This window comes from Natronoarchaeum rubrum, from assembly GCF_024494695.1.
Genome location: NZ_JANHDP010000002.1, coordinates 400,219 through 417,844, shown reverse-complemented (window position 1 = coordinate 417,844; position 17,626 = coordinate 400,219). Strand labels below are relative to the sequence as shown.

Below are 17,626 nucleotides of genomic sequence, written 5' to 3'. Positions count from 1 at the left end.
GGAGAGACCTACCGGACCCAAAAGGCACTTCTTACGCGGGGGCCTACCACGGATAACCAATGGCGCACAGTCCCTCGCTTCCTGACCGCCCCCGGCTCGAACTCGATCCCGAGATGACCGACGAGGAACGGCTGGCGGCGCTGCGGGAGCACTACGCGGACATTCTCGACGTCAACGAAGAGCTCACCGAACAGTTAGACGCCGCCGACCGCCGGCGCGAAGAACTCAAGGAGAAGGCAGAGACGCTCGAACGACAAAACGAGGCGCTCAAGACATCCTCGCTGTACGTCGCGACGGTCGAAGAGGTGACCGACGAGGAGGTCGTCGTCAAACAGCACGGCAACAACCAAGAAGTACTCACGGAAGTGTCTCCCTCGCTCGCCGACGATCTGGAGGCCGGCGACCGCGTCGCTGTCAACGACTCCTTTAGCATCCAGACGGTGCTCGATCAGGAAACCGACGCACGCGCTCAGGCGATGGAGGTCGACGAGTCGCCCGACGTCACCTATGGCGACATCGGCGGCATCGACGAGCAGATCCGGGAGGTCCGGGAGGCCGTCGAGCAGCCGCTCGTCGAGCCCGAGCAGTTCGAGGAGGCCGGCATCGACCCGCCCAGCGGCGTCCTGCTGCACGGCCCGCCCGGCACCGGCAAGACGATGCTCGCCAAGGCGGTCGCCAACGAGACCGACGCCACCTTCATCAAAATGGCCGGCTCGGAGCTGGTCCGCAAGTTCATCGGCGAGGGGTCCCGGCTGGTCCGTGACCTGTTCGAGCTGGCGACCGAGCGCGAGCCGTCGATCATCTTCATCGACGAGATCGACGCCATCGCCGCCAAGCGGACCGAGTCCAAGACCTCCGGCGACGCCGAGGTCCAGCGGACGATGATGCAGTTGCTCTCGGAGATGGACGGCTTCGAGACTCGCGGCGAGGTGCGGATCATCGCGGCGACGAACCGCTTCGACATGCTCGATCGCGCGATCCTCCGCCCCGGTCGGTTCGACCGCCTCATCGAGGTGCCCGAGCCGGACTTCGACGGCCGCGAGCAGATCCTGCAGATCCACACCCGCGACATGAGCCTCTCGGACGATCTCGACTTCACGACCCTTGCCAGCCAGACCGAGGGCAAGAGCGGCGCCGAACTCGAAAGCCTCGCCACCGAGGCCGGTATGTTCGCCATTCGCGACGGCCGCACCGAGGTCCGGATGGAGGACTTCGAGGAGGCCATGGAGAAGCTCGACGAGGACGACGACGCCGGCGATCAGATCGCCTCGGCGGGCTACGCCGACTACGCGTACTGACGGACTGTCCGCCGCTTTTTCGTCGACCGATCTTCCTTCGATGTCGTTTCGGACGCCGCACTCGCCGCGGCGAAGCGTCGACTCGTTCCGATCCGGCGTCTCGACGAGCGGGGCCCGGCGGATTCGTAACGCATTATCCCCCGCGCGCACTTGAACGGACATGGAACCGATTCGGATCGTCTGGGGGACCGGCGAGGGCCCCACCGAGATGGCGTCGTACGACGCCGCGCTGGCCGACGCCGGAATCGAGAACTACAACCTCGTTCCCGTCTCCTCGATCGTGCCCGCGGGCGCGGAGATCGATCCCGTCGGGACGGCACCCGATCTGGGCCCCGCGGGCGAGCGCCTGACGGTCGTCGAAGGGCGTGCGACGGCGCCGCCCGCCGACGACGTCGCGGGCGCGGGCGACACCGTCAGCGCGGGACTGGGGTGGGTTCGCTCGGAGAACGGGCCGGGACTGTTCTACGAGGCCGCCGACCGCACGTCGCCGGACGACGCCAGCCGACGCGTGATCGAGGGACTAGAGGCGGGACAGGAGCTTCGCGACTGGACGTTCGGCGACCCCGAGTACCAGGTCGTCAGCGCAGACGTCGCCGACGACGCGTTCACCACGGTCGTCGTACTCGCGGCGTACGGCCGTAGCGACCCGATTCTATAGGCGTCGGACGAGACGACGCCGCCCGCTGCCGAGGAGGCCATCGACCGAACGGACACGCCATTTTATGACGAACGAACGTGAAAGACTCACTAGCGTACGCCGTGCCAACACGAGGCGTGAACGCTGGCCGGCGGACGGAGAGAAATCATGGCAGAACCGCATCTCGCGAGTACGCTCGCGACCGGAACCGCCCTGCTGGCGGTTACGTACCTGCTCGTTCGGACGAACCGGCGACGCCGCGCGGCGTCGAGCGGGTCGTTCGGGACGCGCGGGCCCCGGAGCGACGGGCAAGCTGACGATTCCAGAGGAACCGACGAGTCGCGGCCGAGTCGGCTCGCGCGGACGCCGCGGGCGTGGTATCTCGGCGTCGCTGCGGCGGTGCTCGGCGTCGTCGTCGCGGGGATCGCGGCGGTCTCCGGCCTCGCCCAGAGCGCGGGCGCGCTGGCCGCGTTGGGGCTCGTCGCGCTCGTCGGCCTGTACCTCGTCGTCGGGACGTACGCGACCGCCAAGAGCCGCGGCCGCCCCGAGTCGCTGGCCATCGCCGAGGGGATCGGCGTGCTCGGCGGGCTCGCGCTGCTCGGGATGATCGTCGTCCTGGTGCTGGGCTGACCGTGACGGGCGACGACCGACGCCGCGACTGGGGACGACCCGAGGACGGGCCGGACGCCGACGGCGAGCGAGCACCGGACGAACGGCGAGCAGACGGCGGCCGCGTCGAAGCGGCGCCGACCGCGGACGGCCACCTCGCGGCCACGCTCGCGCGCCGGGACGTGCAGGTCGCGACGGCGCTGGTCGTCGCGCAGGCGGTACTGGTCGCGGGTTACTTCGCGGTGACGAACGCTCGGCCGACCAGTCTGCGGTACATCTGGTACCCGGTCGTCTGGATCACCGTCGGCGCGTGGGCGGTCGCGACGCGCTCGCTGCCGCCGACGAACCGCCGCCGCAGACTCGTCGCAGTCGCGGTCGCCGCGGCGTACCTGCTGGCGCTCGCGCGGCTGGGAAGCGTGGTCGGCCCCGCGAGCCACGGCGCGAGCGGCGTCCGCGTGATCGCGGCGTCGCCCGGGTGGGGGCCGACGATCCAGTACTCCGGCGCGGTGCTGACCGTGACTGCGATCCCGTTCGTGGTGATCGGCTACGCCGCGCTGTCGTACCTCGTGTACGCCGCGGTGCTCGACGCCAGCGGCGCCGCGCTGTCCGGGGTGCTCGGGCTGGCTGCCTGCGCGAGCTGTAGCCTCCCACTCGTCGCCGCGCTGGTCGCGGGCGTCGCCGGCACCGGCGCCGCGACCGCGGCCTACGCGTTCTCGCTGGACATCGCGACGCTGTCGTACCTCCTGTCGGCGGCCGGGTTGTACTGGGGCCCGGCGATCGGCGCGGCTATCGGCGGTCGGTTCTCGTAACGAACCGGGAGAACTAGCCCCAGACAGAGAACGTCGCCGCGCCCGCGAGCAGGAGCACCATGAACAGCCCGGTGAGCATCACGTACGTGATCGGTCGGGGCTCCTCGCGCAGGTGCTGGAAGTAACCCGCGATCAGACTGATCTTGATCGCGGCGGCGACGAACGTCGCGGCGATGGCCTGTTCGTAGCTCAGAAAGGCGACCTCGAAGAACGCGAACTTCGAGATCGCCAGCGCCATCAGCACGACGTAGATCGCGAAGTACGTCCGGAGCGACGCCATCACTGTAGATCTGGGTCGCCCGAAACTTATAGATTCGCCTGTGAATAACACGCACGATACTGCGGTGCCGACCGCCGCCGTGCCGCCGGACCGAGCGAAGCAGACGACAGGATGATGATGCTCGGCCGGCACGATGCAGACGAGAATGACAGCGGGCTCACTGCGCGGACGCCGCGGCGCGCTGACGGCCGCGCTGGCGCTGACGGTCGGCGTCGCCGCCGGCAGCGACGTCGCGGCGGCGAGCAACGTCGTCAGCGGCCTGCAGGGCGGCACGGGCACCGTGACGGTGCCGACGTGGCTGTTCCTGCTTACCGGCGGGGCCGTCATCGCGGCTTCGGGGATGCTCTCGATGCTGGTGACCGATCGGGCGCTCCTGGAGGAGATCCACACCTGGTCGCTGACCGTTCCGGAACCCGAGACCGCCCGGGAGTGGCTCGGCAGGCTGGGGGCGGCCGGAACGGCGCTCGTGCTGGCGCTGGTCGTCTACACCGGCTTCACCGGCCCGCAGATCGGGAGCGCGAGCTTTGCGGTGCTGGTGGTGTTCGTCGGCGCGCGCGCCGGGCTGACGATGGTCGCGTACGCCGTCGGGAACCCCTGGCCGGCGCTCGATCCGTGGCGTCGCGTCGCCGCGGCGCTCCCGAACGGCGTCGTCGAGTACCCCGCCGACTGGAAGCGCTGGCCCGCCGTCGCCGCCCTACTGGCGCTGATCTACGTCGAGATCGTGACGCCGCTGACCCAGTCGCCCGCGACGCTCGCGTGGGCCGTCCTGGGCTACTCGGCGTTCACGATCACGGGCGCCGTCGCGGTCGGGCCCGACGCCTGGGTTCGGAACGCCGACCCCGTCTCGGCGTGGTTCCGGTTCTACGGCGCGGTCGGGCCGCTCCAGCGCACGAGCGAGGGCTGGTCGCTGCGCGCGCCCGGCTCGCGGCTCCGCGAGGCCGACCTGGTCACCGACCTCTCGGACGTGGCCTTCGTCGTGTTGCTGGTCTGGGAGCTGACGCTGAGCGGGTTCGTCGTGACGCCGCCGGGCGAGACGGTCGTCCGCGCGCTGGTCGGCGTCGGCCTCCCGCCGGTCGTCGCGTACCTGCTCCTCCTGCTCGCCGGCTTCGCGCTATTCTTGGGCGCGTACCTGCTGGCGGCGCGTCGCTCCCGCGAGCGCGCGACGACGTACCTCACCGCGCGCTCTCTCGCGCTGCGCTTTGCCCCCTCGCTTTTGGCGATCGCCGGAGGGTACCACCTCGCGCACTACTTCGCCTTCTTCGTCTCGCAGACGCCGTCGCTGTGGACCGCGCTGCTGAACCCGCTCTCGCCGCCCGCGCCGCCGGCGTTCACGCGGCTGGTGCTGCCCGGCTGGTTCGGAACGCTCGACATCGCCTTCGTGCTCGCGGGCCACGTGCTGGCGGTCTGGGCGGCCCACGCGACATCGTTCGATCTGTTCCCCGGCCGCCTGCAGGCGATCCGCAGCCAGATCCCCTTCATCGCGGTGATGGTCGCCTACACGATGCTGTCGCTGTGGCTGCTGTCGCTGCCGACGGGGGCGACGCCGTTCGTGCAGGGATAGCGCGAGGCAGCGTTCGATTCCGACCGTTCCCGTGCGTCACGTGGCAGCAAATTTCTTGAGGTGAGGGATCGTATCACACACCGATCGACGACGCCATGGCGACACCGACGAACGACGCCGCCGCGTCCGCGTCGCACGACGGCGACGCAGCGCCCGCGACCGCCGACGCCGCTACGCCTGCGACCGCCGACGCCGCTACGGCCGCGTCGACGCCCGGCCCGAACGTCGCGGTGCCCGAGGGCGAACAGCCCGCGGCGCGGTGTCGCCACTGCGAGCGGCCATTCAAGAACGAGCGCCTGTACGCACTCCACCTCGGCGAGGTCCATCCCGACGCGTGCAGCGACGCCGAGCGCGAGCGCTACGAGGCGATCTACGACGAGGAGAACCACGACCTCTTCACGTTCCACGTCAAGGTCGTCGTGACGCTGCTGGTCACCTACTTCGTGTTCACGTACCTGTACGGGTTCGTCTGGGCGTGAGGCGCAGCGGCGTCGTGCTACGAACGCTCCGCGTCGCGCCAGTCCTCACGGAGCAGTCCGTAGACGATCCGATCGCGGTACGCTCCATCGATAAATCGATCCTTCCGAACGCGCCCTTCTTCCTCGAACCCCAGCGACTCCAGTAGCCCTCGCGATGCGTCGTTGAACGCGAACACGCCCGCGCCGACGGCGGGCGCATCGTAGGTGCGGAACAGATAGTCGACGACCAGCGAGAGCGCCTCCGCGCCGTAGCCCTCGCCGTGGACCTCGGGGACGAGCCAGTAGGCGAGTTCGGGGCGACGCCAATCCATATCCTCGGCGGTGATCGCACCGATGGGCCGGACGTCGGCGTCCTCGTCGGGACGCCCGGGGCCGGCGTCGTCCAGACAGACGAGAAACTCGTCTTTGCTCTCGTCCTCGTGCCAGTCTTCGAGTTGATCCTCGGTCTTGAGCTGCGTCCCGACCGGGTACCGGAGTTCGGGGTTGGCGAACGCCCGCTGGAGGAACCGAAGGTCGTCGCGTTCGAGCGTCCGGAGCGTGACCCGTTCACCACTCGCGATTCTGGGACCGGGCATGCGCCCGTCGACTCGGAGACGCGGCATAAGCTTTCGGCCACGACCGATCGTGAGACGGCGATGTGAGGCGGGAAAATCACCTTACAGCAGGTAGAACAGCGGGAACAGCAACACCCACACGATGTCGACGAAGTGCCAGTACAGCCCGAAGTACTCGACCGGCTCGTCGTCGCCGAGATACGCCCCGTTGCTGGCGCGGTAGATCATGAACAGCGCGACGAGCATCCCCAGGATCACGTGGAGCCCGTGCATCCCCGTCGTGAGGTAGTACACCGACTCCTCGATGCCCGACCACGGGTAGACGCCGATGGCGAACTCGTGGGACCACTCCCAGGCCTTGATGCCGAGGAACGCTAGCCCGAGTAGGACGGTGGCGACGAGGCTGCCGACCAGTCCGCGCTTGCTTCCGCGCTCGGCGTACACCATCGCGAGGACGACGGTGAAGCTGCTGGTCAGCAACACGAGCGTGTTCACCAGCCCGGGCAGGGCGTCCGGCGGCACGTTGTGCCAGTCGGCCCAGCCGAAGTTGACCCGGATGAACAGGTACGCGCCGATGAGCGCGCCGAACACGACCACGTCCGAGGCGAGGAAGAACCAGACGCCGAGCTTCCCCTTCTCGACGCCGTCGAACGGCCAGCGTTCGGCGATCGCCGGCTCGGGCGCGTGGAAGCTCTCCATCCCGAACTGATACGAGCTGTAGAGGGTGACCCCGAGCCCGACCGCCAGCGGCGCGAGATAGACGTTCTGAACGAGTTCGCCCTGCCGGAACGCTGACAGTCCGGCGAACAGGAAGAACAGCCCGACGCCGACGCCGAGCGGCCAGATGCTGGCGTGGTCGGGCTCGTCGCCGTGGGCGGTCTCGGTCGACGTCGGCGCCGCGGTCGCGCCGGTCGGGACGGCCGGGCGGCCGACCGCGGTGCCGCCGTCTGCAGAGCGATCGGCGGCGTCAGACATCCCACCGTCAGCGGCGGCCCGGTCCTCGTCGTCGACGAACGAGAGCCCGCCGTCGGCAAAGGAGACGCGCCCGGTCCAGTTCTCCAGGGGCGGCGGCGAGGGGATCGCCCACTCGGTCGTCCGGGCGTGCGTCCAGGGGTTCTCGCCCGCGGGATCGCCCGAGAGGAAACTGTGGTAGAGGTTGTAGAACATCACGAGGAACGACCCGCCGAGGACGAATCCGCCGATCGTCGCGAGTTGGTGCCACGGCGTCAGGCCGGTGGCGTACTCGAACACGCGCCGAGGCGTCTCCCAGGCGGCGAACATCGGGAAGTACAGCAGGTTGAACCCGACGAAGTACAGCGCGAAGTGGAGCTTTCCGAGGCGCTCGTCGTACATCTTCCCCGTCATCTTCGGGAACCAGTAGTAGAGTCCGCCGATCAACGCCGTCACGCCCGCGACCATCACGTAGTGGAAGTGCGCGACCACCCAGTAGGTGCCCCGGAACTCGTAGTCGAGCACGATCGCGCCGAGGAAGACGCCGGTGATCCCGCCGATGATAAACAGGATCAGCGCGCCCAGCGAGAACAGGAACGGCGTCGTGAAGCGGATCTTCCCCTTCGCCATCGTGTAGATCATCGAGAACACCATCAGGTCGAAGGGTAGCGAGATCCCGATCGTCGAGGCCATCATCAGCGTCTTGATCTCCAAGTTGATCGTCGTCAGGAACATGTGGTGCATCCAGACGAGGAAGCTCTGGACCGCCACGAGGATCATCGCGAGGATCACCCACTTGCGCCCGACGAGCCGACGCCCGCAGAAGGACTGGAACGCCTCGAACATCACGCCCAGCGCCGGGAAGAAGACGATGTACACCTCCGGGTGGCCGAAGAACCAGAAGATGTGGGCCCACAGCAAGGAGCCGCCAGAGCCCGTCGCGGCGAGGTAGGTCGTGCCGACGATCCGGTCCGACAGCAGGACCACCAGCGCGGCCAGCAGCGCCGCGAACGCGAACAGCATCATCCAGACGGTCAGCAGGATCGACCACGAGAACATCGGGAGCTGCCACAGCCCCATCCCCTCCGCACGCCCGCGGTGGATCGTCACGAGGAAGTTGATCGTGCCGACGGTGACCGAGATGACAAAAAGCGTCAGCGCCAGAATCGTCATCGTGCCGCCGACCGAGGGCGTGAACATCGGGAGCTGCCCGCCGGTCGCCTCGGCCATCTCGACGTTCAGCGGCGCGTACATCGTCCAGCCGCCCTGGAACGCCCCGCCCTGGAAGAACGAGGCGAGGACGAGGAGCCCCGAGAACAGGTACAGCCAGTAGCTCAGGGCGTTCAGCCTGGGAAACGCCAGATCCTTCGCGCCGATCTGCAGGGGGACGACGTAGTTGGCGAACCCGAACGCGAACGGCGAGAGGAACCAGAACACCATCACCAACCCGTGGACCGTGACGGCCTGGTTGTACGCCGACGCCGAGAGGATCGACGCGCCGGGCGACCAGAGTTGAACTCGAAAGAGCAGCGCGAGGATCCCGCCGGCCACCAGGAAGAACAGCGAGGTCACGATGTAGAGGATCCCGACGTCCTTGTGATTCGTCGTGACGAGCCAGCGCCTGACCGACGACATCGGCGGGAGGTGATGGTCGTGGGAGTCTTCGGTGCTCATCGGCTCTCACCTCGGTCGCGTGCGGCGATCGGCGGTGTCAATTCGGTCGCCGCGACATCGCTGTGGGTTGGCCCGGACGCCGCGGCGTCCCCGGCGTCGAGCCGGTTCGCCGACGTGTTCGCGCCGTCGCTCTCGTTCGACGCCGCTTCGTCGCCATCGGATTGGTTCGCGAGCCACCGCTCGTAGGCGTCGGGTTCCATCACGATCACGTCGGCCGTCATGCCCGAGTGGCCGGTGCCACAGAGCTCGAAGCACTCGGCGCGATACTCGCCGGTCTCGCCCGTGTCGAACCACGTCGTCGAGGTCTGGCCGGGGATGGCGTCTGTCTTGACGTGCTTTTCGGGGATGCCGAAGGTGTGCCAGACGTCGCCCGAGGTCGCCCGGAGCACTACACGCTCGTTGGCCGGCACGCGCAGCTCGTTGACCGTCGTGACGCCGTTCTCGTACTCGAACTGCCAGGTGAAGTCCTCGCCGGTGACGTTGATCTGTTCGGCGTCGGCGGTGTTGGGCTGCCCCTCGACGTACAGCAGCGCCGAGTACGTCCAGATGATCAGCCCGACGACGATGATCGCGCTGATCGCGAAGGAGAGAAACAGCTTTCGGCCGCCGCCGCCGCCCGAGGGGAGATCGCCGACGCGCGCTCGGTTCTCCGACGCCGCGGCGCCCGCGGGGTCGTCGAGCCCGTCCTCGGCGTCGCGTTCGACGCCCTCGGCGCGGTTGCGGTAGGCGTTGTACAGCGTGTAGCCGATCACGACGACGCCGACGAGCGTCCCCAGCGCCAGAAACACCGTGAAGATGGACTGGAAGATCTCGGCGCGGGACTGGCCGGCGAACTGCAGGGGAACGAACAGCGTAGCTGGGCTACTCACGAGCACATTACTCAAAATTCACATGGATCTCACTTATCTGTTGCGGGGATCGGTAACTCTACTCACGATAACGGATGTCATTGAGAACGATTCTCGTGTTCGGAGGATCGCTTCGAACCGCGGTACTGGAGGGGGACAGACCGTCGCATCGGGAGGCGCCGGCGCTCGGCGAGATAAGAAGGCTTATTCGGAATCCCGACCGACGTGCCGCCATATGATTCAGTTCGATGTACCGGAAATCGACTACGACCGGTACACGAACCGTCAGCTCGCGGCGGTCCCTCTCGCGGTGCTGGCGGTCGCGCTGGTGGTGATCGCCGGCTGGTGGATCGTCACCGGCGCACCGGCCACGCTCGGGCTCGACTTCGTGGGCGGGACGGAGCTCCGGATCCAGACCACGGACGGCCCCGACGAGATCAGTCAAGCGTTCGACGAGAACGTCGAGTCGATCTCGACGGTGGGCGGCGAGTCCAACACCTATCTCGTCCAGTTCTCGAGCAGCGACTCGGAGGCGCTGGCTCAGCAGGCCAACGAGAACCTCGAACCAGTCCCCGACGCCGAGGACGGCGAGGTGGTCAGCCAGGAGAGCTCGATCCCGCCCACGTTCGGGCAGGAGAACAAGACGCTCGCGCTCTGGGGGCTGGTCATCGCGTTCCTCGGGATGAGCGTCATCGCGTTCATCCTGTTCCGGACGTTCGTCCCGAGCATCGCGATCGTGATCTCGGCGTTCAGCGACGTGATGATCCCGCTGGCGGTGATGAACCTCGCGGGCATCCCGCTGTCGCTGGGGACCGTCGCCGCCCTGCTGATGTTGATCGGGTATAGCGTCGACTCGGACATCCTGCTGAACAACCACATCCTCCGGCGACGCGGCGGCTTCTACGAGAGCACCTACCGCGCGATGAAAACCGGCGTGACGATGACCGTCACCTCGATGGCCGCGATGGCGGTGATGACGATCGTGGCGACGTTCTTCGGCATCGGGCTGCTCTCGGACATCGGCCTCGTGCTGGTCGTCGGGCTCGCGGCTGACCTGATGAACACCTACATGCTCAACCTCAGTCTGCTTCGCTGGTACAAGTTCGAGGGGGTGGCGCGATGAAGCCGATCGAACTCGTCCGGAACAACCTCCGGATCTCGATCCTCGTCGCGCTGATCGCGCTGGCGTGTTTCTTCCTGTTCGTCCCCGGCGCGGGCCTGGGCGACGACATCGGCGGGAACCAGACGGCGGCGGATACGCCGACGAATCTGAAGTACGGCATCGAACTCGGCGGCGGCGCCCGGATCCGGGCACCCGTCGACGGCGTCACCGCCGAGAACGTCGACGTCGCCCAGAACGAACAGGGCGAGATCGCCGCCGCGGTGGCGAACCAACTCGGGCTCGACCAGCCGCGGGTGGCGGCCAGCGCCGACGGCAACACCGTCGAGGTGTTCAGCGGCAACGTCACCGACGCCGAACTGGAGGCGGCCTTGGAGGAGACCGGGCACGCGAGCGAGGACGTCACGATACGGAGCGGCGTCACCGCCGAGACCCGCGACACGATGGTCGAGGTCCTCGAAACCCGCGTCCAGAACACCGGGTTCACCGGCGCGACGGTGAGCGAGGTGCAGGTCGGCAGCGAGTGGTACCTCGAGATCGAGGCGCCCGGGCGAAACGTCGAGCTCGGCGAGCTCCGGGACGTCATCCAGAACCGCGGCGTCGTGGAGGTCGTCGCCCACTACCCGACCGACAACGCGAGCGGTAACGGGACCGGCTACGAACAGCAGGTCGCACTGCGGTCGGACGACATCACGGATACCGGCCAGATAGAACAGATGGAGGGGCGTGACGGCTACCGGTTCTCCGTGACGCTCACGCAGGAAGCCGCACCGGGGTACTCGGACCTGATGGTCGAGACAGGGATCGCGACCAACGGGCAGTGCGTCTACTCGGAGCAGAGAGATCCCAGCCAATGGGGGTACTGTCAGCTCGTGAACTACGACAACGAGACCGTCACCGGACTCGGGATGGATACCCAGAGTCTCGGACAGTTGATGGTAAACGACCAGTTCGCGCGACAGCCGACATTCGACATCACCACGGGAGACCGCCAGAGCGCCCAGGAGATCCGCACCAGCATCCAGCAGGGTAGCCTGCCGGCGACGCTGGATCTGGGCGAGGACTCTAGCAGCGACGAGATCGAGCCCGATCAGGCCCAGCAGTTCCGGACCAGCTCGGCGCTGACCGGCCTCATCGCGGTGCTAACGGTCGTGCTCGTGGTGTTCCTGCGGTACGGTAACCCGCGGGTCGCCGCGCCGATGTCGGTCACCGCGCTCTCGGAGGTGGTGATCCTGCTCGGCTTCGCAGCGGCGATCAAGATGCCGATCGATCTCTCGCACGTCGCCGGGTTCATCGCGGTCGTCGGGACCGGGGTGGACGACCTGATCATCATCGCCGACGAGGTGTTAGACGAGGGGGACGTCAGTGCCGGCCGGGTGTTCGACAGCCGGTTCAGGAAGGCGTTCTGGGTGATCGGCGCGGCCGCCGCGACGACGATCATCGCGATGAGTCCGCTGGCGATCCTCTCGCTGGGCGAACTGCGCGGGTTCGCCATCATCACGATCCTCGGCGTGCTGATCGGCGTGTTCATCACGCGCCCCGCCTACGGGAACATCCTCCGGCGGCTGAAGACCGACAAGTAAGCGCCGTTCGTTTTTTCGCTGGCGGAGTCTCGTTCTTGCGCCGTCGTTTCTCGAAACAGCCTCAGAACCGATCCAGCGCCGACTGCTCGGCGGCCGCCAGCGCGTCCTCGCAAGTTCCCCAGCTCTCGCGCGCGCAGTCGGGCAGCGCGCCGTGGTCGTCGACGTAGCCGCGGATGAACTCGCGCGTGGTCGGATCGCTGGGGTAGCCGCTGCCGACCTCGCCGTAGCGCTGCGCGAGCGCGTCGACGTGACGGTCCCGGGCCACTTTCGCCAGCACGCTCGCTGCGCTGACGACCGGGTAGGCCTCGTCCGCGCCGTGTTCCGCGCGCACCTCGACGGCGGCGTCGACGCCGTCGCCGACCCGGCGGGCGAACCGCTCGGCGTCGGTGTCGCAGGCGTCGACGATTCCCACGGTTCCGGCCTCGACGACGGCGTCGAGCGCCCGCGCCTGTGCGTCGACGGTCAGCGCGTTCATGTCGGACTCGGGAGCGTCGATGCGTTCGGTCGGGATCTCCACGATCTCGGCCCGGACGCCGTCGTCGCCGCGCAGTTCGGCCGCGAGCTCCTCCCGGCGCGCGCGGGAGAGTTGCTTCGAGTCGTCGACGCCGTCGGGGATCGCCGCGGCGTCGTCGACGGCGACCGCCGCGACGAACATCGAGCCGAGCGCCGGGCCGCGACCGGCCTCGTCGGCGCCGAAGGCGTGCTCCATCGAGCGATAGCAGCCGCTGCCGGCGCAAAGTCGTTTCGCAAAAGAAGCGGGCGGTCTCCTCAGTCGTCGGCCGCCGGCTCGGGCATCGCCGGTTCGGCGGGCTCGTCTTCCTCCTGTGGCTCGTCCTCGACGCGCTCCTCGTCGGCGTCCGCGTCGCGCAGTTCCTCCGCGAGCGCCAGTTCGTCCTCGACGTAGTGGTGACACATGCTGTCTCCCCCTCCGTGGTACTCTCTGGCACGAGACGTCATAAGCGTCACGCCGGCGCCGGCAAGCCGCCCGCCGCGAGCCTGTCAGGCCGCCGGACCGCTCCCGAGGCGTCTGTAAACAGTTATCCGACTCGGCCCACAAGGACCCGGTAAATGGCCAAAGACGTCAAGCCCACTCGGAAGAACCTGATGGCGATCGAGGATCGCATCGAGCTCTCCGAGCGGGGCCACGACACGCTGGAGAAGAAGCGCGACGGCCTGATCATGGAGTTCATGGACATCCTCGACCAGGCCCAGGACGTCCGGGCGAACCTCGAAGCCGACTACGAGACCGCCCAGACGACGATCGACAAGGCCCGCGCGATGGAGGGCGACGTCGCGGTCCGCGGTGCGGCCGCCGCGCTCAAGGAACATCCCGAGATCACGACCGAGTCCAAGAACATCATGGGCGTCGTCGTCCCCCAGATCGAGTCCACGCGCGTCAAAAAGAGCCTCGACCAGCGGGGCTACGGCGTGCTGGGCACCTCCGCGCGGATCGACGAGGCCGCCGAGGCCTACGAAGACCTGCTCGAATCGATCATCCTCGCCGCCGAGGTCGAGACGGCGATGAAGAAGATGCTCGAGGAGATCGAGACGACCAAGCGCCGCGTCAACGCTCTGGAGTTCAAGCTCCTGCCCGACCTCAAGGAAAACCAGGAGTACATCGAGCAGAAGCTCGAAGAGCAGGAGCGCGAGGAGATCTTCCGCATGAAGAAGATCAAGGAGAAAAAGGAGGAAGCCGAAGAGGAAGAGGAGCGCGCCGAGGCCGAGCGCCAGACCGAGCCGCTCCAGGCGGACGACTGAGCGACGCCGCGCGATCCGTTCTCCCGGTAGTTTTTCTCGTTCCGAGTCGTTGCCCCCTGCATGCGCTGTGACGCCTGCGGCGACGAGGCTATGGTTGCTTTCGATGTGCCCGACGAGCTGCGGGAGTTTGCGCCCGAGGAAGCGGACGTCGCCGCGATCTGCCCGATCTGCCTGTCGGTTCGGGCGGTCGACGACGGCGCTGACGCCGCCGCGGCGTCCGCGGCATCCGTCCACGACGCGTTCCCGGCCGATCCGGACGCCGCCGCGGGGGTCGCGCTCCTGCTGGGCCTGCTGGAGTCGCTCGTCCTGAACAAACCGGAGATTCAGTCGCTCGTCGACCGGCTGGAGGACGGCGGAACGGACGTCTTTCTGGTGCTCGATCGGTTGTCGAGCGATCCGGACGTCGATCCGCGGGTCGATCTGGAGCGGCGGCGGCCCCAGCTCCAGCAGCTGATCGAGTGACCCGTCGGGCGGAAAGCGGTGCTTACCCCGTCAAACCCGGGTCTACCGGGGAAACGTTCTTGTCGGCCCGGACCTCGACGCCGCGTATGGCGTGCCCGTCCGACGGAGGTGACTGCGTGCTGTACGTCGACGCCGACGCGCGGGCGACGGAGACGGTGGTGGCGGCGTTCGGCGACGCCGCAGTCGAGACGGCGACGACCGCCGCGGACGCGCGCCGAGCGCTGCTCGAGGAGCCGGTCGACTGCGTGATCAGCGAACACCAGCTTCCCGAGAGCGACGGCATCGACCTGCTAAACGCCGTGCGAGATCGCTACCCGACGCTGCCGGTCGTGCTGTTCGTCGGCGACGGCGACGAGGCGCTCGCGAGCGCCGCGCTGTCGGCCGGCGTCACCGAGTACGTGATCAAAGAGCCGCTGCCCGACGGTGTCGACCGACTCGTCGAGACCGTCTCCGACTTGCTCGACCGCCGGCAGTTCGGCCGCCGAACGGCGATCGACACGATCGGCGACGCGGACGGCGATCTCCCGCCCGCGCTGAAAGAGCGGGCGATGGACGAGGCGCCGGTGGGGATCACCATCGCGGACGCGCGGGCGGAAGATATGCCGCTGGTGTACGTCAACGAGGCGTTCGAGCGGCTCACCGGGTACGACCGCGCGGCGACGCTCGGACGGAACTGCCGGTTCCTCCAGGGGCCCGCGACGGCGTCGGAGCCGGTCGATCGCATGCGGGCGGCCATCGACACCGGCGAGTCCGCGAGCGAGGTGCTGGTCAACTACCGGCAGGACGGTCGCATGTTCTGGAATCGGGTCGATCTCGCGCCCGTCTACGACGGCGAGGAGTTGGCGTACTACGTGGGGTTCCAGACCGACGTCACCCAGCGCAAGCGCGCCGAGTTCGCGGCCCGCCGGCGCGCGGACGCCCTCGAAGCGGAACGCCGGTCGCTGAAGGAGCTGCTCGACCGCCTCGACGGGCTCGTCTTAGACGTCACGGGGGCGCTCGTGCACGCGAGCGGCCGGGAAGAACTGCTCCGGCGCGTCTGCGAGCGGGTCGGCGACGCGGAGCCCTACGACTTCGCCTGGATCGGCGAGTACAACGTGGCGAGCGACCGGGTCAGGCCGGCAGCCTGCTCGGCCGGCGACGTCCAGTTCGGCGACGGGCACGACGTCGATTTCGGCGCGGAGACGCCCGTCGGCGCGGCCATCGAGGAGCGCGAGTTCCGAGTCGTTCAGGACGGCTCGGGCGACCCCGACGGACTCCCCGTGGTCGGCTGGCCCGAGGGGAGCCAGTCGATGGCGGCGGTGCCCCTGACCGACAGGGGGCGACTCTACGGCGTGCTCTGCGTCTACGCGAGCGACCCGGACGCCTTCGAGGACCACGAGCGGGCGATCCTGACGGCGCTCGGGCGAACGGTCGCCGCGACGATCAACGCGCGCGAGAACGAGGAGCGACTGACCGCCGACGTCGTGGCGGAGCTGGAGTTCGACGTCGTGGGAAGCGACCTGCTACTCGTCTCGCTCGCGGCGGAACTGGACTGTCGCGTGGAGTACGCCGGGTCGGTCCGAGCCGACGACGGGGCGCTGCTGGCGTTCGTCGACGTCGCCGACGCGGCGCCCGACCGGCTCGCGGACGCCGCGGCGAGGCGACCGACGGTCGCGTCCACCACGATCGTGAGCGAGAGCGACGAGGGGTGTCTCGCGGAGTTCGAACTCGCCGAACCGTTCGTCGTCGAGGTGCTCGCCGAGCTGGGCGTCGAGACGCGATCGATCGTCGCCGATCCCGACGGGGCGAGGCTGACGGTCCGCGTCTCCGAGACCGAGGACGCCCGCGCGGTGGTCGACCGCATCGAGAAGCGGCTCCCCGGCGTCGACTTCGCGGCCTACCGCGAGCGCGATCGACCGGCCGAGACCCGCCGCGAGTTCGTCGCCAGGGTGGAGCGGCGGCTCACCGACCGCCAGCAGAGCGCGCTCCGGCGGGCGTACCTCGGCGACTACTTCGAGCGTCCTCGGTCGGTGTCGGGCGACGAACTCGCGGACTCGATGGGCGTCTCGCGGTCGACGTTCCACCAGCACCTCCGAGCCGCCCAGCGCAAACTCGTCGAAGCGTTCTACGAGGAGCGGGCCGACCCGGCCGACTGATAAATCCCCCCGTCGGCCACCACACAGGTGTGGTATCGCCGTTTTGCAATTTTACTCCCGAGTATAGGATGTACCATGGCACAACCCGAAGCAGAGGCCATCTGGCTGTGGATAGGCACGGCAGGAATGTTTCTCGCGACGGTGTACTTCGTCGCTCGCGGCCGAAGCGTCGAGGAAGAACGACGCAAGAAATTCTACATCGTCACCACGTTCATCACGGCGATCGCGTTCGTCAACTACCTCGCGATGGCACTGGGGTTCGGGCTGACCGAGGTGACCGTCGCCGGCGAGACGCTCCCGATCTACTGGGCGCGGTACACCGACTGGATCCTGACGACGCCGCTGTTGCTGTACGACCTCGGGTTGCTCGCCGGCGCCGACCGCAACACGATCCAGACGGTGGTCGGCCTCGACGTGCTGATGATCGGCACGGGTGCGATCGCAACCCTGACCGGCGACGGTACGGGGACGATCGCGGTCGGCGCACAGCGGCTGATCTGGTGGGGCGTCAGCACCGCGTTCCTGCTCGTGTTACTGTACTACCTGTTCGGCGCGCTCTCCGAACAGGCCGAGACGCTGCCCACAGAGGCACAGAACAAGTTCACCCTGCTGCGGAACATGCTCACCGTACTGTGGCTGGCGTACCCGGTCTGGTGGTTGCTCGGCACCGAGGGGCTCAATCTGCTGGGCCTCTTCGTCGAGACGGCTGGGTTCGCCGCGCTTGACCTGACCGCGAAGGCCGGCTTCGGCTACATCCTGCTCCGGAGCCACACGGTGCTGGATCAGGCCGAGACGATCCAGCCCGCGACCGGGCGGACGGCCTGATCGCCGCGGCGGTCGGCCGACCCGCTCGGCCGTCGGACGAGAC

Annotated in this window: 18 protein-coding genes; 12 read left to right on the top strand and 6 right to left on the bottom strand. The window is 68.2% G+C overall.

Annotated elements, in window-relative coordinates:
* Positions 1 to 59: 59 nt before the first annotated feature.
* The 4 genes from pan2 to NO931_RS06265 all read left to right on the top strand — a co-directional run bounded on the left by pan2 (position 60) and on the right by NO931_RS06265 (position 3,353).
* Positions 60 to 1,298: a proteasome-activating nucleotidase Pan2 gene (pan2, locus tag NO931_RS06280; protein WP_256391781.1), complete on the top strand. Its 1,239-nt coding sequence runs from the start codon at positions 60 to 62 to the stop codon at positions 1,296 to 1,298.
* 160 nt (positions 1,299 to 1,458) lie between these two features.
* Positions 1,459 to 1,956 carry a pyruvoyl-dependent arginine decarboxylase gene (locus NO931_RS06275; protein WP_256391780.1) on the top strand — a complete coding sequence of 166 codons (498 nt, stop codon included), beginning with the start codon at positions 1,459 to 1,461 and terminating at the stop codon, positions 1,954 to 1,956.
* Positions 1,957 to 2,103: 147 nt separating this feature from the next.
* Complete coding sequence (locus tag NO931_RS06270; RefSeq protein ID WP_256391779.1) at positions 2,104 to 2,565, top strand: hypothetical protein; 462 nt, start codon at positions 2,104 to 2,106, stop codon at positions 2,563 to 2,565.
* 2 nt (positions 2,566 to 2,567) lie between these two features.
* Entirely contained in the window at positions 2,568 to 3,353 is a 786-nt protein-coding gene (locus NO931_RS06265) for a DUF7546 family protein (protein ID WP_256391778.1), read from the top strand.
* Between the two features lie 13 nt (positions 3,354 to 3,366).
* On the opposite strand, the gene NO931_RS06260 is transcribed toward NO931_RS06265, so the two are convergent.
* Positions 3,367 to 3,633, bottom strand: coding sequence for a cytochrome C oxidase subunit IV family protein (locus NO931_RS06260; protein WP_256391777.1), 267 nt, complete (start codon positions 3,631 to 3,633; stop codon positions 3,367 to 3,369).
* A gap of 145 nt (positions 3,634 to 3,778) precedes the next feature.
* Here NO931_RS06260 and NO931_RS06255 point away from each other — a divergent pair, with 145 nt between their 5' ends.
* Both NO931_RS06255 and NO931_RS06250 read left to right on the top strand, forming a co-directional pair.
* Positions 3,779 to 5,194 carry a hypothetical protein gene (locus NO931_RS06255; protein WP_256391776.1) on the top strand — a complete coding sequence of 472 codons (1,416 nt, stop codon included), beginning with the start codon at positions 3,779 to 3,781 and terminating at the stop codon, positions 5,192 to 5,194.
* 95 nt (positions 5,195 to 5,289) lie between these two features.
* Positions 5,290 to 5,673 (top strand): DUF7410 domain-containing protein, encoded by a 384-nt coding sequence (locus tag NO931_RS06250; RefSeq protein WP_256391775.1) that lies wholly within the window; start codon positions 5,290 to 5,292, stop codon positions 5,671 to 5,673.
* Between the two features lie 17 nt (positions 5,674 to 5,690).
* On the opposite strand, the gene NO931_RS06245 is transcribed toward NO931_RS06250, so the two are convergent.
* From NO931_RS06245 to coxB, 3 genes are all read right to left on the bottom strand, one after another.
* A complete protein-coding gene (locus NO931_RS06245; protein WP_256391774.1) occupies positions 5,691 to 6,248 on the bottom strand; it encodes a GNAT family N-acetyltransferase in 558 nt (185 codons plus the stop codon).
* 81 nt (positions 6,249 to 6,329) lie between these two features.
* Positions 6,330 to 8,852: a cbb3-type cytochrome c oxidase subunit I gene (locus NO931_RS06240; RefSeq protein ID WP_256391773.1), complete on the bottom strand. Its 2,523-nt coding sequence runs from the start codon at positions 8,850 to 8,852 to the stop codon at positions 6,330 to 6,332.
* On the bottom strand, positions 8,849 to 9,721 hold the full coding sequence (gene coxB / locus NO931_RS06235) for a cytochrome c oxidase subunit II (protein WP_256391772.1): 873 nt from the start codon (positions 9,719 to 9,721) through the stop codon (positions 8,849 to 8,851). Before coxB ends, NO931_RS06240 begins: the two co-directional genes overlap by 4 nt.
* Positions 9,722 to 9,935: 214 nt before the next feature.
* On the opposite strand from coxB, the gene secF reads away from it, so the two are divergent.
* Together secF and NO931_RS06225 are read left to right on the top strand one after the other, a co-directional pair.
* Positions 9,936 to 10,823, top strand: a complete 888-nt coding sequence (secF, locus tag NO931_RS06230; RefSeq protein WP_256391771.1) for a protein translocase subunit SecF — start codon at positions 9,936 to 9,938, stop codon at positions 10,821 to 10,823.
* Positions 10,820 to 12,403, top strand: a complete 1,584-nt coding sequence (locus NO931_RS06225; RefSeq protein WP_256391770.1) for a preprotein translocase subunit SecD family protein — start codon at positions 10,820 to 10,822, stop codon at positions 12,401 to 12,403. Before secF ends, NO931_RS06225 begins: the two co-directional genes overlap by 4 nt.
* Before the next feature lie 61 nt (positions 12,404 to 12,464).
* On the opposite strand, the gene rnhB is transcribed toward NO931_RS06225, so the two are convergent.
* Together rnhB and NO931_RS06215 are read right to left on the bottom strand one after the other, a co-directional pair.
* The gene (gene rnhB, locus NO931_RS06220) at positions 12,465 to 13,112 is read right to left on the bottom strand and encodes a ribonuclease HII (protein ID WP_256391769.1); all 648 of its coding nucleotides are present in this window, start codon (positions 13,110 to 13,112) and stop codon (positions 12,465 to 12,467) included.
* Between the two features lie 59 nt (positions 13,113 to 13,171).
* Positions 13,172 to 13,318 carry a hypothetical protein gene (locus NO931_RS06215; protein WP_256391768.1) on the bottom strand — a complete coding sequence of 49 codons (147 nt, stop codon included), beginning with the start codon at positions 13,316 to 13,318 and terminating at the stop codon, positions 13,172 to 13,174.
* Positions 13,319 to 13,471: 153 nt separating this feature from the next.
* On the opposite strand from NO931_RS06215, the gene NO931_RS06210 reads away from it, so the two are divergent.
* From NO931_RS06210 to NO931_RS06195, 4 genes are all read left to right on the top strand, one after another.
* Positions 13,472 to 14,161, top strand: a complete 690-nt coding sequence (locus NO931_RS06210; protein WP_256391767.1) for a V-type ATP synthase subunit D — start codon at positions 13,472 to 13,474, stop codon at positions 14,159 to 14,161.
* 60 nt (positions 14,162 to 14,221) lie between these two features.
* Positions 14,222 to 14,623, top strand: coding sequence for a DUF6276 family protein (locus NO931_RS06205; protein WP_256391766.1), 402 nt, complete (start codon positions 14,222 to 14,224; stop codon positions 14,621 to 14,623).
* An 86-nt stretch (positions 14,624 to 14,709) separates the two neighbouring features.
* Positions 14,710 to 16,758, top strand: coding sequence for a bacterio-opsin activator domain-containing protein (locus NO931_RS06200; protein ID WP_256391765.1), 2,049 nt, complete (start codon positions 14,710 to 14,712; stop codon positions 16,756 to 16,758).
* Between the two features lie 75 nt (positions 16,759 to 16,833).
* The gene (locus NO931_RS06195; protein ID WP_256391764.1) at positions 16,834 to 17,583 is read left to right on the top strand and encodes a bacteriorhodopsin; all 750 of its coding nucleotides are present in this window, start codon (positions 16,834 to 16,836) and stop codon (positions 17,581 to 17,583) included.
* Positions 17,584 to 17,626: the final 43 nt, after the last annotated feature.